The sequence below is a fragment of the Nonomuraea sp. NPDC003709 genome, from assembly GCF_040610775.1.
Taxonomy (GTDB): domain Bacteria; phylum Actinomycetota; class Actinomycetes; order Streptosporangiales; family Streptosporangiaceae; genus Nonomuraea; species Nonomuraea angiospora_A.
Map to the genome: position 1 here is coordinate 52542 of NZ_JBEXMW010000025.1, position 14501 is coordinate 67042.

At 69.8% G+C, this 14501-nt stretch carries 12 protein-coding genes; 10 read left to right on the forward strand and 2 right to left on the reverse strand.

The features are described from left to right. The first annotated feature begins 63 nt into the window (after window positions 1-63). Window positions 64-3876, forward strand: a complete 3813-nt coding sequence (locus ABZX61_RS51060) for a LamG-like jellyroll fold domain-containing protein (protein WP_355206649.1) — start codon at window positions 64-66, stop codon at window positions 3874-3876. On the opposite strand, the gene ABZX61_RS51065 is transcribed toward ABZX61_RS51060, so the two are convergent. Beyond that, window positions 3873-4703 carry a glycosyltransferase gene (locus ABZX61_RS51065; RefSeq protein ID WP_355206652.1) on the reverse strand — a complete coding sequence of 277 codons (831 nt, stop codon included), beginning with the start codon at window positions 4701-4703 and terminating at the stop codon, window positions 3873-3875. The genes ABZX61_RS51060 and ABZX61_RS51065 overlap by 4 nt on opposite strands. Continuing rightward, complete coding sequence (gene rfbC / locus ABZX61_RS51070) at window positions 4697-5254, reverse strand: dTDP-4-dehydrorhamnose 3,5-epimerase (RefSeq protein ID WP_350733516.1); 558 nt, start codon at window positions 5252-5254, stop codon at window positions 4697-4699. Before rfbC ends, ABZX61_RS51065 begins: the two co-directional genes overlap by 7 nt. Here rfbC and ABZX61_RS51075 point away from each other — a divergent pair. Genes ABZX61_RS51075 through ABZX61_RS51115 form a run of 9 tightly spaced genes read left to right on the forward strand, consistent with a single transcriptional unit; the run spans window position 5253 to window position 14442 of the window. Further along, window positions 5253-6557: a class I SAM-dependent methyltransferase gene (locus ABZX61_RS51075; RefSeq protein WP_355206654.1), complete on the forward strand. Its 1305-nt coding sequence runs from the start codon at window positions 5253-5255 to the stop codon at window positions 6555-6557. The two genes, rfbC and ABZX61_RS51075, sit on opposite strands and share 2 nt — an antisense overlap. After that, complete coding sequence (locus ABZX61_RS51080; RefSeq protein ID WP_355206657.1) at window positions 6554-7333, forward strand: sugar phosphate nucleotidyltransferase; 780 nt, start codon at window positions 6554-6556, stop codon at window positions 7331-7333. Before ABZX61_RS51075 ends, ABZX61_RS51080 begins: the two co-directional genes overlap by 4 nt. After that, window positions 7330-7977, forward strand: a complete 648-nt coding sequence (locus tag ABZX61_RS51085) for a PIG-L deacetylase family protein (protein ID WP_350733522.1) — start codon at window positions 7330-7332, stop codon at window positions 7975-7977. The genes ABZX61_RS51080 and ABZX61_RS51085 overlap by 4 nt, the downstream gene beginning before the upstream one ends. Next, on the forward strand, window positions 7977-8993 hold the full coding sequence (locus tag ABZX61_RS51090; RefSeq protein ID WP_350733524.1) for an SDR family oxidoreductase: 1017 nt from the start codon (window positions 7977-7979) through the stop codon (window positions 8991-8993). Before ABZX61_RS51085 ends, ABZX61_RS51090 begins: the two co-directional genes overlap by 1 nt. Beyond that, complete coding sequence (locus ABZX61_RS51095) at window positions 8990-10255, forward strand: DUF4910 domain-containing protein (RefSeq protein ID WP_355206660.1); 1266 nt, start codon at window positions 8990-8992, stop codon at window positions 10253-10255. Before ABZX61_RS51090 ends, ABZX61_RS51095 begins: the two co-directional genes overlap by 4 nt. Continuing rightward, the gene (locus tag ABZX61_RS51100) at window positions 10252-11232 is read left to right on the forward strand and encodes a hypothetical protein (RefSeq protein WP_355206663.1); all 981 of its coding nucleotides are present in this window, start codon (window positions 10252-10254) and stop codon (window positions 11230-11232) included. The genes ABZX61_RS51095 and ABZX61_RS51100 overlap by 4 nt, the downstream gene beginning before the upstream one ends. Before the next feature lie 11 nt (window positions 11233-11243). After that, on the forward strand, window positions 11244-12719 hold the full coding sequence (locus tag ABZX61_RS51105; RefSeq protein WP_355206666.1) for an oligosaccharide flippase family protein: 1476 nt from the start codon (window positions 11244-11246) through the stop codon (window positions 12717-12719). A gap of 15 nt (window positions 12720-12734) precedes the next feature. After that, window positions 12735-13613, forward strand: coding sequence for a glycosyltransferase family 2 protein (locus ABZX61_RS51110; protein ID WP_355206669.1), 879 nt, complete (start codon window positions 12735-12737; stop codon window positions 13611-13613). Window positions 13614-13620: 7 nt separating this feature from the next. Beyond that, a complete protein-coding gene (locus ABZX61_RS51115; protein WP_350733533.1) occupies window positions 13621-14442 on the forward strand; it encodes a hypothetical protein in 822 nt (273 codons plus the stop codon). Window positions 14443-14501: the final 59 nt, after the last annotated feature.

Genomic DNA, 14501 nt, shown 5'->3' on the forward strand with positions numbered 1-14501 from the left:
GCCTGATTCGGTGCGATAGATCGAGTTCAGGGCTCGGGGGAGTTTCGGCTCAAGGGGGTTCTCGTGTTGAGGCGGCTTCGCCATGCGCTCCTTTCCGTCCTGCTACTCACCACCGGCCTGACGCTCATCACGCCGTCCGCGGCGCAGGCGCTGCCGGGCAGCTTCCAGAGACAGGTCGTCTTCAGCGGACTGACCAACCCGACCAACATCGAGTTCGCCTCGGACGGCCGGGTGTTCGTCGCCGAGAAGAGCGGCCTGATCAAGGTCTTCGACTCGATCACCGACACCACGCCGGCGATCTACGCCGACCTGCGCACGCAGGTGCACAACTTCTGGGACCGCGGGCTGCTCGGCATGGCCCTGCACCCGAACTTCCCGGCCGACCCGCGCATCTACGTCCTATACGCCTACGACGCGGTGCCCGGCGGCACCGCGCCGCGCTGGGGCACGGCGGGCGTGAGCGCCGACCCCTGCCCGACCCCGCCCGGCGCCACCGGCGACGGCTGCCTCATCACCGGGCGCTTATCCTCGCTGGCGCCCTCGGGCGGCTCGGTCGCCGAGACCCCGCTGATCACCGACTGGTGCCAGCAGCACCCCAGCCACTCCGTCGGCGACCTCAAGTTCGGCCCCGACGGCATGCTCTACGCCAGCGGCGGCGACGGTGCCAGCTTCAACTTCGCCGACTACGGCCAGGACAACCTGACCAGCTCCGACGTCACCCCGGACAACCCGTGCGGCGACCCGCCGTCGCCGGTCGGCACGGCGCTCACCCCACCGGCCGCCGAGGGCGGCGCGCTGCGCTCGCAGGACCCGCGCACCGGCGGCGACCCCGCGGCGCTCAACGGCACCGTCATCAGGATCGACCCGAACACCGGCGCGGCCGCCCCCGGCAACCCCAACGCCGGCAGCAGCGACCCCAACGTGGCCAGGATCATCGCCTACGGCCAGCGCAACCCGTTCCGTTTCACCATCCGGCCGGGCACCGGCGAGGTCTGGGCCGGTGAAGTCGGCTGGAACACGTGGGAGGAGATCAACCGGATCGCCGACCCCACCGGCCCGATGAAGAACTTCGGCTGGCCCTGCTACGAGGGCGCCGCCAGGCAGGGCGGCTACGACAACCTCAACCTGACCCTCTGCGAGAACCTCTACGCGGAAGGCGCCGCGGCGCACGCGCAGCCGTACTTCTCCTGGAACCACGGCTCCAAGCCCGCGCCGAACGACCCGTGCCCGTCCGGCGGCTCCTCCTCCAGCGGCGTGGCCTTCTACAACGGCGGCCCCTACCCCGACGCCTACGACGGCGCGATGTTCTTCTCCGACTACAGCCGGTCGTGCGTCTGGGTCATGACCAAGGGGGCCAACGGCCTGCCCGACCCGGCCACCATCACCACGTTCGACTCGGGCATGCCCGCCGTGGAGCTGCAGACCGGCCCCGGCGGCGACCTCTTCGCGGTCGACTTCGCCAACGGGCAGATCATCCGCTACCTCTACAACAACACCCCGCCGACCGCGGTCATCGGCGCGAGCGCCACGTCGGGCAACGCGCCGCTCGCGGTGAACTTCACCTCCGCCGGATCCGCGGACGCCGACGGCGACCCGCTCACCTTCCGGTGGGACCTGGACGGCGACGGCGACTTCGACGACTCCACCTCGGCCGCCCCGTCCTTCACCTACACCCAGCCGGGCTCCTACGTGGTGAAGCTGCGCGCCGACGACGGGCGCGGCGGCCTGGGGGACGCCACCGTCACGGTCAACGTGGGCAACACGGCGCCGACCGCGACCATCAACTCCCCGTCGGCCACCCTCACCTGGGCGGTCGGGGACACGATCGCGTTCTCCGGCACCGGCACGGACGCCCAGGACGGCACGATCCCGGGGTCGCGGATGTCCTGGAAGCTGATCATGCATCACTGCCCCGGCACCTGCCACGAGCATGAGATCACCACGTTCACCGGCGCGAGCGGGTCCTTCGCCGCTCCGGACCACGAATACCCCGCTCACCTGGAGCTCAGACTGACCGTGACGGACGCGCACGGCCTCACCGACACCAAGAGCGTGACCCTCCAGCCGAAGACGGTGAACCTGACCTTCCAGACCGCGCCCACCGGGCTGCAGCTCGGCTTCAACAGCGAGCAGACCGTCGCCCCCTTCACCCGGACGGTGATCGTGGGCTCCCACAACTCGGTCTCCGCGCCCTCGCCGCAGAGCGCCGACGGCTTCAGCCACACGTTCACCTCCTGGTCCGACGGCGGCGCGGTCAGCCACAACCTCACGGCGCCCGCCGCCGCGGCGACCTACACCGCGACCTACCAGCGGTCACAGGCGCCGGACGGCCTGGTGGCCGCCTACGCCATGGACGAGGGCGGCGGCACGGCCGTCGCCGACGCCTCCGGCAAGGGCAACAACGGCACGGCCGCGAACACCGCGTGGAACGTGACCGGCAAGTACGGCCAGGCGCTGTCGTTCAACGGCACGTCGAGCTGGGTGACGGTGGCCGACTCCGCGTCGCTGCGGCTGACCGGCGGCATGACGTTGGAGGCGTGGGTGCGGCCCACGAGCGTCTCGGGGTGGCGGACGGTGCTGATGAAGGAGTTCGGCGCCGATCTGGCCTACGCGATCATGGGTAGCGGGAGCAGCGGTCCGGCGGCGTTCATCTACACGTCGTCGGGGGCCAATGCTCCGGCGGCGAGCAATCTGCCGTTGAACACCTGGAGTCATGTGGCGGCGACGTATGACGGGTCGACGTTGCGGATGTTCGTGAACGGCACGCAGGTCGCCACGAACCCGACCGGTGGCAATCTGCGTACCGGGACGAGTCCGTTGCGGATCGGTGGCAACAGCGGTTCGGGTGAGTACTTCAGCGGCCTCATCGACGAGGTCCGCGTCTACAACAAGGCGCTCACCGCGGCCGAGATCACCGCCGACATGAACACCCCCGTCGGCCAGCCGGGACCGCCCGACACCCAGGCGCCCACCGCACCGGCCTCGCTGGCGGCGACCGGCGGTCCGGGCAGCGCCCAGCTGACCTGGACGGCCTCGACCGACAACGTGGGGGTGACCGGGTACACCGTCCACAGGTCCGCCACCGCCGGGTTCACCCCGTCCGGCGCCAACCAGGTGGGCTCGACCGCGAGCACCTCGTTCACCGACGCGGGCGTCGCGGCGGGCACGTACTACTACCGCGTCGTGGCATTCGACGGGTCCAGCAACACCAGCCCGTCGTCCAACGAGGCGTCGGCCGTCGTGACCCAGCCGCCCACGGTCAGCGGGCTGGTGGCCGCCTACGGGATGAACGCGGGCAACGGCACCGCCGTCGCCGACGCCTCCGGCAACGGCAACAACGGCACGGCCACCGCGGCCACCTGGTCAGCCGGCAAGTACGGCCAGGCGCTGTCGTTCAACGGCACGTCGAGCTGGGTGACGGTGGCCGACTCCGCGTCGCTGCGGCTGACGGGCGGGATGACCCTGGAGGCGTGGGTGCGGCCCACGAGCGTCTCGGGGTGGCGGACGGTGCTGATGAAGGAGTTCGGCGCCGATCTGGCCTACGCGATCATGGGTAGCGGGAGCAGCGGTCCGGCGGCGTTCATCTACACGTCGTCGGGGGCCAATGCTCCGGCGGCGAGCAATCTGCCGTTGAACACCTGGAGTCATGTGGCGGCGACGTATGACGGGTCGACGTTGCGGATGTTCGTGAACGGTACGCAGGTCGCCACCAATCCGACGGGTGGCAACCTGCGTACCGGGACGAGTCCGTTGCGGATCGGCGGCAACAGCGGTTCGGGTGAGTACTTCAGCGGCCTCATCGACGAGGTCCGCGTCTACAACAAGGCACTCACCGCGGCCGAGATCACCACCGACATGAACACGCCGGTCGGTTAGTCCCGGCTGCTCTCGTCACGCAGCCAGGTGGTGTAGTCGCCCGCGCGGATCGCGCGGGCGGCTCTCCGCCTGGCCAGCACCGCCACCATGACGAAGACGACCGCCGCGCCCACCAGGCGCGGGTCGACGGCCACGATGGCCAGCAGATCCCGCATGCCCGTGCGCTCCCCGGCCGTGGCCGAGGCCTGCTCCAGCTCGCTCACGCTGGTCGTGGCCCGCACCCGGCGGCGCATCAGGTCGGCGACGGTACGCGGGGTCTGGATCACCGCACGCGCGCCGGCCACGACCACGCGCTCGTCCGGCGTGAACGCCAGCGAGGCGGCCAGATCGTCGGCCATCGCCGGTGGCAGGGCGCGGATCCGCGCGTTGCCCTCGTCGTTCACCGCGATGACGCCGCGGCCGAACAGCCCGGCGCGCACGTGCGGTAGCCGCGTCCAGATCGCGTAGTAGGCCCGGATCGGCCACGGGCGATCGGCCAGCGCCAGCTCCCGCTCGGGCGCGGCGGCGAGCGGCCCGTCCGGCGCGGCCAGCACATCGGCCAGCGCGCGGACGGAGGCGGTGCTCAGCTCGATGTCGGCGTCCACGTACAGCCGGGGATATCCGCGTGCCGCCTCGTCGCCCAGCCGCAGCGCCTCGCGCTTGGAGGGGACCGGCGTGGTCACGACGCGGACGTCGTACGGCTGCGCCGCGGCCACCGTGCCGTCGGTGCAGCCGTTGGCCACCACCACGACGTCGAACTCGCCGGGCGCGGCCTCCCGGAGCAGGCCGTCCAGCAAGCGGCCGATCACCTTGGCCTCGTTGTGGGCCGGTATCACGACACTTACCACGATGGGAGTATCCCCGCTTCCTGAGCCTGCTTGAGCGTGGGCGCCGCGCCGTCCTTGGCCGAGAGGATCGGCTCCCCGTCGAGCGGCCATTCGATGCCGAGATCCGGGTCCAGCGGGTGGACGCCGTGCTCACGCGCCGGGTCGTACGTGGTGGAACAGAGGTAGAGGACGGTGGCCGACTCGCTGAGCGCCATGAAGGCGTGCCCCAGGCCCTCGGAGAGGTAGATCCCGCAGCGCGACACGTCGTTCAGCCGCACCGCCTCCCACCGGCCGAAGGTGGGCGAGCCGACGCGCACGTCCACGACGACGTCGAGCACCTCTCCCGAGACGCACATGACGTATTTGGCCTGGCCCGGGGGGACGTCGGCGAAGTGGACGCCGCGCAGCACGCCGCGTCTGGAGACCGAACAGTTCACCTGCGCGAGGTCCATCGATTGCCCCAGCGCCTCCCGCAGGTCGGCGGCGCGGAAACTTTCCAGGAAGTCGCCCCGCGGATCGCTGTGGATGCGGGGGGTGTAGACAAATGCTCCACTGATGCTCAGGTGCTTCATGAAGATACTTGTAACACTCCTTGGCGCCCACCCGAAGTACGGCTGTGGGTTTGCCATAGGGGGAAATCTTGTCATTTTCGGGTGGGGCCCATTGTTGAGGACATCGTGCCGGCTGTGTGGTGCGGCCGACCTGGTCGGTGTGGTGGATCTCGGGGCGACTCCGCCCTGTGAGCTCTTCCTCACCGCGGAACAGCTCGACGAGCCCGAGCTCACTTATCCACTTCACCTGCGGGTCTGCACCAGCTGTTGGCTGGCGCAGATACCGCCGCTGATCACACCGGAAGAAACTTTCACCGAATACGCCTACTTCGCGTCTTATTCCGCCTCATGGGTGGAACACGCACGGCAGTTCGTCGACTCCGCTGTGGAACGTTTGAAGCCGTCGTTCGTGGCCGAGGTGGCCAGCAACGACGGCTACCTGTTGCAGCACGTCGTCGAGCGCGGCATCAGGTGCCTGGGCATCGAGCCGTCGGCCAACGTGGGACAGGCGGCCAAGGACAAGGGCGTGCCGACGCTCACCGCGTTCCTCACGCCGGAGACGGGCGCCGCGGTGCGGGCCGAGCACGGGCCGGCCGACCTGGTCGTGGCCAACAACGTCTACGCGCACATCCCCGACGTGGTCGGCTTCACCGAAGGCCTGCGGGCTCTGGTGGCCGACGACGGGTGGGTGTCGATCGAGGTCCAGCACCTGCTCACGCTCATGGAGCTGAACCAGTACGACACGATCTACCACGAGCACTTCCAGTACTACACGGTCGCCTCTGCGCAGCGGGCGCTGGCCTCCGGCGGGCTGACGCTGGTGGACGTCGAGCTGCTGCCCACCCACGGCGGATCCATCCGGCTGTGGGCCCGGCCGTCGGGGAGCCCGTCCGATCGGGTGCTCGACGTGCTCGCGCGGGAGAAGGCGGCCGGACTTCACGATCTGTCCGGCTACGCCGGGTTCGCCGACCGGGTCGCACGCGTCCGCCGCGACCTGCTCCGCTTCCTGATCGACGCCGCGGAGGAAGGCAAGACGGTCGTCGGCTACGGCGCGCCGGGAAAGGGCAACACGCTCCTCAACCACTGCGGCATCCGTCAGGACCTGCTGGCCTACACGGTTGACCGCAACCCCTACAAGCACGGCAGATTCACTCCGGGCACCCGGATCCCCATCGCCGCTCCGGAGCGCATCGCCCAAGATCGCCCGGACTATGTGCTGGTCCTGCCGTGGAACCTGCGCGAAGAGCTCACCGCTCAGCTCTCCTATGTGCACGAATGGGGAGGCCGTCTGGTCTTCCCGATCCCACACCTGGAGGTCGTGTGAAGGTTGTCCTGTTCTGTGGAGGCTTCGGCACGCGCATGCGTACGGGTGTGCCGGGCGAGGTGCCCAAGCCGATGGCGCTCGTCGGCCCGCGGCCGCTGCTCTGGCACGTCATGCGTTACTACGCGCACTTCGGGCACAAGGAGTTCATCCTGTGCCTGGGCTACGGGGCCCACCACATCAAGGACTTCTTCCTCGGCTACCAGGAAGCCACGTCCAACGACTTCGTCTTACGCGGCGGCAAGGTCGAGCTGCTGTCGAGCGACATCTCCGACTGGTCCATCTCGTTCGTGCAGACCGGGACCAACTCCCCGATCGGCGAACGGCTGCGCCGCGTCCGTCACCACCTGGACGGCGACGAGATGTTCCTCGCCAACTACGCGGACGTGCTCACCGACGCGCCGCTGCCCGACATCATCGACCGCTTCACCGAGTCGGGCGCGGCCGCCTCGATGATGGTCGTGCCGCCGTCCCAGACCTTCCACTGCGTGGACGTGGGCGAGAACGGCCTGATCGGCGGCATCTCGCCGGTCAGCGAGATGCCGGTGTGGGTCAACGGCGGCTATTTCGTGCTGACCCAGGAGGTCTTCGAGCACATCCCGGAGAACGGTGACCTGGTCGCCGACGGCTGCGTGGAGCTGGCCAAGCGCGGACGCCTGCTGGCCTACCCGCACCGCGGCTACTGGAGGCCGACCGACACCGTGAACCAGCGCATGGAGCTGGACGAGGCCTACTCCCGGGGCGAGCGCCCGTGGGCCCTTTGGGAACGGTCCCGGTGATCGGTCTGCGCGCGGGGCGGCTCGACGGCATCGTGGCGCTCGCCGCGCACTGTGACGACCTGGCGATCGGGGCGGGCGGCAGCCTGCTGACGGTCTGCGCCGCCCGCCCCGGCATCCGCGTGGACGCGCTGGTGCTGTCCGGCGGCGGCACCGAGCGCGAGGACGAGGAGCGCGCGGCGCTGGCGGACTTCTGCCCGGGCGCCGAGCTACGCGTCACCGTGCTGAAGCTGCCCGACGGCTACCTGCCCGCCAGGTGGGAGGAGGCCAAGGCCGCGGTGGAGGAGCTGCGCGCCCGTACCGACCCCGGCCTGATCTTCGCACCCTGGCGGGGCGACGCCCACCAGGACCACCGCGGGCTGGCCAAGCTGGTGCCCACGGCCTTCCGCGACCACCTGACGCTCGGCTACGAGATCGTCAAATGGGACGGCGACCTCGCCGCGCCCGCCGTTTTCCAGCCGCTGACGGAGGAGGTGGCCGAGCTGAAGGTCGACCTGCTCCAGCGCCACTACGCCTCCCAGCGACATCGGCCCTGGTACGACCGCGAGGCGTTCCTGGGCCTGGCCCGCATCCGCGGCATCGAGTGCCACGCGCGCTACGCCGAGGCGTTCCACGTTTCCAAGCTCACCGTCGATCTGGAGAACTGATGCGGGTACTTCTCACCGGTCACCAGGGCTACCTGGGCACCGTGATGGCCCCCATGCTGGCCGAGGCCGGACACGAGGTGGTCGGCCTGGACTCCGGCCTGTTCGCCGACTGCCTGCTCGGCCCCGCGCCCGAGCAGGTCGAGGCGCACGCGGTGGACCTGCGTGACGCGGGTCCCGAACACGTGGCGGGATTCGACGCGGTGATCCATCTGGCCGCGCTGTCCAACGACCCGCTCGGCGCGCTCGCACCCGACCTGACCTACGACATCAACCACCACGCCTCGGTCCGGCTGGCCAGGCTGGCCAAGGAGGCGGGCGTGCGCCGCTTCCTGTACGCCTCCACCTGCTCGGTCTACGGCGCGTCCGGCGGCGAGGAGCTGCTGGACGAGAACGCGCCGCTGCGGCCGGTGACGCCGTACGCCGAGTCCAAGGTGCGGGTCGAGGACGACCTGGTCACGCTGGCCGACGACGACTTCACGCCGGTGTTCCTGCGCAACGCCACCGCCTTCGGGTTCTCCCCGAGGCTGCGCGCCGACATCGTGCTGAACAACCTGGTGGGCCACGCGCACCTGACCGGCGAGGTCCGGGTGCTGTCCGACGGCACGCCGTGGCGCCCGCTGGTCCACGCCAGGGACATCGCCGAGGCCTTCGCGGCGGCTCTCGTCGCGCCCCGCGAAGCCGTGCACACGACGGCCTTCAACGTCGGCACAGAGGTCAACAACGTGACCGTCGCCGAGATCGCGGCCGAGGTCGTCGCCGCGGTGCCCGGATCGACGCTGAGCATCACCGGCGAGACGGGCTCCGATCCGCGCTCCTACCGCGTCGACTTCTCCCGGATCAGGGCCGAGCTGGGCTACGAGGCGCGCTGGACGGTCAAGGCGGGCGCCGTGGAGCTGATCGACGCCTATCGCGAGCACGGTCTGACGAAGCAGGACTTCGAGCGCCGCTTCACCCGGCTGGCCCGGCTCGCCGACCGGCGCGAGGCCGGCACCGTCGACGACACCCTGCGCCCATGACCGGCGCGGAAATGCACGCCCTCGTACGGCGGCTCTACCCGCTGTGCCGGAGCATCACCGGCGACGGGCTGCGGCAGACCCTGGAGATCATCGGCGAGTCGATCCCGCTGGAGATCACCCAGGTGCCGACCGGGACCAAGGTCCTCGACTGGACGATCCCCCGGGAGTGGAACATCCGCGACGCCTCCATCAAGGACGCCGCGGGGAACAAGGTGGTCGACTTCCAGGACTCCAACCTGCACGTCGTGGGATACAGCGTGCCGGTCGAGGCCACGATGTCCCTGGAGGAGCTGCGCGGGCACCTGCACACCCTGCCCGAGCAGCCGGACCTGATCCCGTACCGGACCAGCTACTACGCCGAGACCTGGGGCTTCTGCCTGAGCCAGAACACCCTGGACGGGATGGCCGACGGCCCGTACGAGGTCAGGATCGACTCCACGCTGGCCGACGGGTACCTGACCTACGGCGAGTACGTGGTCCCCGGCAGCAGCTCCCAGGAGGTGCTGATCTCCTGCCACGTCTGCCATCCCTCGCTGGCCAACGACAACCTGGCCGGCGTGGCGGTGGCCGTCGCCCTGGCGCAGCGGCTGTCCGACCCCTGGTACACCTACCGGTTCATCTTCGCGCCCGGCACCATCGGCGCGATCACCTGGCTCGCCCTGAACCGGGAGCGCACCGACCGGATCAGGCACGGCGTGACCCTGGCCTGCGCGGGGGACAGCGGCACGATCACCTACAAGCGCAGCAGGCGCGGCGACGCCGAGATCGACCAGGTCTTCGCGCACGTGCTGCAGGACCGGCCGCACACCGTCCTGGACTTCTCCCCGTACGGCTACGACGAGCGGCAGTACTGCTCGCCGGGGTTCAACCTCGCCGTCGGCTCGTTGACCAGGACGCCGTACGGCGGATACCCGGAATATCACACCTCGGCCGACAATCCCGACTTCGTGCGTCCCGAGGCGATGGAGGACACCCTTGAGACGCTGTGGACGGCCGTGCGGGTTCTGGAGGGCAACCGCCGCTACCAGAACCTCAGCCCGTACGGAGAGCCCCAGCTGGGAGCCCGGGGCCTGTACGGATCACTCGGCGGGCGCAGTGACACGAAACAAGCGCAGATGGCGATGTTGTGGGTGTTGAGCCTTTCCGACGGGCTGAACAGTCTCCTGGACATCGCGGAACGGTCGAACCTGCCGTTCCAGGCAATAGCGGACGCGGCACATGCCCTGCAGAACGCGGGCCTGGTGAAGGAGTGGATGGGTTGAACCTGGCGCTGAAAGTCGGCGACGTGGTCGAGGTCCTCAGTGCGGAAGAGATCCTCGCCACGCTCGATGACAAGGGGGAGCTGGACAGCCTCCCTTTCATGCCGGAGATGCTGCGATTCTGCGGGCAGCGGCTCACCGTTCACAAGGTGGCCAACAAGCTCTGCGACACGATGACCAGAACCGGGATGCGGCGCATGGAGGACGCCGTCCATCTGACGGGCTCCCGCTGCGACGGGTCGGCCCACGGCGGCTGCCAGACGGCCTGCCTGCTCTATTGGAAGACCGCCTGGCTCAAGCGGGTGGACGGGCCGCCCACCTCGGAGCCGGCCGTCCGCCCCGAGCGGCCGCTGCTGCCGATCCTCGAGGTCAACACCCGGAGGGAGCCGGGGCCGGAGGGCAAGGAACGCTTCCGCTGCCAGGCCACCGAGCTGCTGCGCGCCGCCCCTGAACGGCTCCCGTTCCGGGACATGAGCCAGTACGTCACCGATATCCAGGTGGGCAACGCCGGGGTCGGACCGACCCTGCGCACGCTCTTCTTCGGGATGTTCAACCGCTACCAGCGCCTGTCCAGGAAGTTCCCGAAGTGGTTGCGCATCAAGGGCGGCCTGGCCTGGGGCTTCGTACGGCCGGGCCCGCACGCCGGCCCCACGCCGACGGGCACGACCGACCTCCAGCCGGGTGAGCTGGTGCGGATCAAGTCCAGGGACGAGATCATCGCCACGCTGAACGCCAAGGGGTTCAACCGCGGGCTGGGCTTCGAGGAGGACATGGCGCGTTCGTGCGGCCGCGTCGCCCGCGTGAGCGCCCGCGTCGAGCGCTGCATCGACGAGAAGACGGGCGAGATGCTGGAGATGAAGAACCCCTGCATCGCGCTCGAAGGAATCATCTGCGACGGCGTCTACAAGTCCAACTGCCCCCGCGCGTTCGTCCCGTTCTGGCGGGAGATCTGGCTGGAGCGGATCAGCGAGCCTAGCTAGGGAAGGCCGGCATGGCAGAGCAACCGGGCCCGGACATCAGCGACATCGGGCGCAAAGCGGGCCGAGGGGCCGTGTGGAGCTTTCTCGGCACACTGGTCACCCGCGCGGGCTCGTTCATCCTCGGCCTGATTCTGGCCAGACTCCTCGCGCCAGAGGATTTCGGCGTCTACGCCGTCGCGCTCGCGGCCACCCAGTTCGTCATGGTGGTCAAGGACGTCGGCGTGATGTCGGCCGTCGTGCAGTGGCGCGGGCGGCTGGAGGACATCGCGCCCACGGCGACGACCCTGACCATGATCTCCGCACTGGGTCTGTACGGGATCTTCTGGGTCGGCGCGCCGTACTTCTCGGCGCTGGCGGGCAGCGCGGAGGCCACGTCCGTGGTGCGCATCCTCACCGCGGTCATCCTCGTCGAGGCGGTCACCGCGGTGCGCAGCGCGGCCCTGTTGCGCTGGTTCCGCACGGGCAAGAACGCCAAGGCGGTCCTCGCCGGCTTCCTGGTCAACGCGCCGGTGGCGATCATCCTGGCGGTCAACGGGGCGGGCGCGTACAGCTTCGCCTGGGGGCAGCTCGCGGGTGCCGTGGTCACCGGCGTCTTCATGCTGCTCTACGCGCGCCTGCCCTACCGGTTCGGGTTCGACCGGCCGATCGCGGCCAAGCTGCTGCGGTTCGGCATCCCCTCGGCGGCGGGGATCGCGCTGGAGATCATGCTGCTCAACGTGGGCTACATCATCGTCGGCAACATCATGGGCGACGCGTGGCTGGGCTTCTACCTGATGGCCTTCAACGTGTCGAGCTGGGTGCCCGGCATCATCGGCAGCGCCATCCGCATGGTGTCGATCGCCGGCTTCTCCCGGCTGGCCGAGCGCGACGAGGAGTCCCTGTCGCTCGGCGTGCAGCGAACCGTGCCGCTGCTCATCGCCATGGTGCTGCCGCTGGCCGTCTTCATGGCGCTGCTCGCGCACCCACTGATCATCTTCATCTACGGCCCGAAGTGGGAGCTGGCCGCCGGCGTGCTGCGGTTCCTGGCGGTCCTGATGGTGGTGCGCATGCTCACCTCCTTCGCCCTCGACATCCTGAACGGGCAGGGCGCCACCCGCTCGACGGTCTGGATGAACCTCGGGCACGCGGCGGCGATGATCCCGGCGGTCATCATCGGCACGCATCTCGACGGCATCCGCGGCGCCGCGATCGGGCAGGCGGCCGCCGCCGTGCTCGTCGCGCTTCCGCTCGCCGTGCTCGCCGTGCAGCGGGCCGGGGTACGGCTCGCCCCGGCCCTGCCGGGACTCGCCCGTCCGGCGGCGGGAGCGCTGGTGTGCGCGGCCGTCATGCTGGGCCTCGCGATGCTGACCCAGGGGAGCCCCCTGGTCCAGCTCATCGTGGCGGGCGGCGGCGGCCTGCTGGCCTACGTGCTGGTCGTGGTGACCCGCGACCAGTTCCACATTGTGAGCGATCGCCTGGTGCGGCTGCTTCCCGCCCGCGCGCGATGACCTCGAGGAGAAGCGATGCTGGTGTCCATCGGAATCCCGGTCCGCAACGGTGCGGACCGCCTGGAGGCGGCCGTACGCTCGGCGCTCGCCCAGGACCACGCCGAGATCGAGGTGGTGATCTCGGACAACGCCTCCACCGACGGCACGGAGGAGCTCTGCCGCGAGCTGGCGAGGCAGGACGGCCGCATCGCCTACTACCGGCAGCCGCGTGACCTGCACGTGGTCGGGAACTTCGTGGAGGTGCTGCGGCGGGCGCGGGGGGAGTTCTTCCGCTGGATGGGCGACGACGACCTGCTCGAACCGCGCTACGTCTCCCGGAGCCTGGAGCCGTTCCTGGCCGATGAGCGGCTCATCCTGGTCACCTCGGACGTCAGCTACACCGGGGCGGACGGGACGGTCCACCAGCCCCGCTACCGCGGCACCCGGATGCTCTCCGACGACCCCATCGACCGCCTGGACGAGCTGTGGGACGTCGTCACCACCCAGCACCACGGACTCGACCCCCTCTACGGCCTGATGCGGCGGGAGCGGGTGGCCGCCGTGCCCCGGCCGCTGATGATCCGCGAGGACGAGGTCTACGCCACCATGCTCGCGCTGACCGCGCCCTGGGGTCACGTGCCGGAGACGCTCGCCCACCGCAACCTGCGCGAGCGGCGCCTGCCCGGGATCGCCGCGGCGCTCGGGGTGCCGGCCTGGACCGCGCATTTCGCCACAACGCTGCAGTTCCGGGCGATGTACCGAGCCGTGCGGCTCATGGAGCTGTCCACGGAGCAACGCAACCGCGCCCACGCCGTGCTGCTGCGTACCTACTATCGCCGGCAGCACCAGATGCTGACGCACCGCAGCCGCAAACTCGCCGGGTTGGCCGCCCGACTCGTCTCCTCGAAAGGGTGATCTGCTCGTGTTGATTCGCATCGTACGGCTGCTCATGCAGCCGGGCCGGATCCTGCTGGCCGCCATGCGGCGCCTGCCGTTCGGCTCGTACGAGCTGCGCTGCTCGCTCGACCTCTATCCGAGGCCGCACTACGCCTACGGCGTGCAGCAGGCGGCCGAGCTGGCCAGGCGCCTCGGCGTCGGCCGGATCAGCGTGGTCGAGTTCGGTGTCGCGGGCGGCGCGGGCATGGTGGAGCTCAACCGCATGGCGGCGCTGGCGTCGGCCGCGTCGGGCGTGAAGATCGACGTCTACGGCTTCGACACGGGCGCCGGGCTGCCCAAGCCCACCGACTTCCGGGACCTGCCCTACATCTGGCGCGAAGGCGACTTCGTCATGGACGTCGACGCCCTGCGGGCCCGGCTGGGGGAGGCCACCCTGATCCTGGGCAACATCGAGGACACGGTCGGCGAGTTCCTGGACGGCGAGCGTCCGGCGCCGATCGGGTTCGTCTCCATCGACGTGGACTTCTACTCCTCGACCGCGGCGGCGCTGCGGCTGTTCGGGGGCGACCACAAGTACTTCCTGCCTCGCGTGTTCTGCTACCTCGACGACACCGTCGGCGACGACGACCAGATCATCCACAACGAGTATGTCGGCGAGCTCAGCGCGATCCGGGAGTTCAACGAGGACAACGAGCTGATGAAGCTGGCGCCGATCAACGGGCTGCGGCACAAGCGCCCGGTTCCGGCCCCCTGGAACGACAACATCCAGGCGCTGCACCGCTTCGACCACCCGGACTATTCGGTCTACGTGGGCAGGCCGGACACGCAGACGCAGTTGCCTCTGTAACCCCTCCAACCCCCTGTAACGAAGATGCGGGCTAAGGCGAGAGAAGGGAAAAGAACCAC

Coding starts and splice junctions, on each gene's coding strand:
- ABZX61_RS51075 (WP_355206654.1), top strand. CDS start 5,253: ATGAAGATACTTGTAACACTCCTTGGCGCCCACCCGAAGTACGGCTGT.
- rfbC (WP_350733516.1), bottom strand. CDS start 5,254: ATGAAGCACCTGAGCATCAGTGGAGCATTTGTCTACACCCCCCGCATC.
- ABZX61_RS51090 (WP_350733524.1), top strand. CDS start 7,977: ATGCGGGTACTTCTCACCGGTCACCAGGGCTACCTGGGCACCGTGATG.
- ABZX61_RS51095 (WP_355206660.1), top strand. CDS start 8,990: ATGACCGGCGCGGAAATGCACGCCCTCGTACGGCGGCTCTACCCGCTG.
- ABZX61_RS51105 (WP_355206666.1), top strand. CDS start 11,244: ATGGCAGAGCAACCGGGCCCGGACATCAGCGACATCGGGCGCAAAGCG.
- ABZX61_RS51110 (WP_355206669.1), top strand. CDS start 12,735: ATGCTGGTGTCCATCGGAATCCCGGTCCGCAACGGTGCGGACCGCCTG.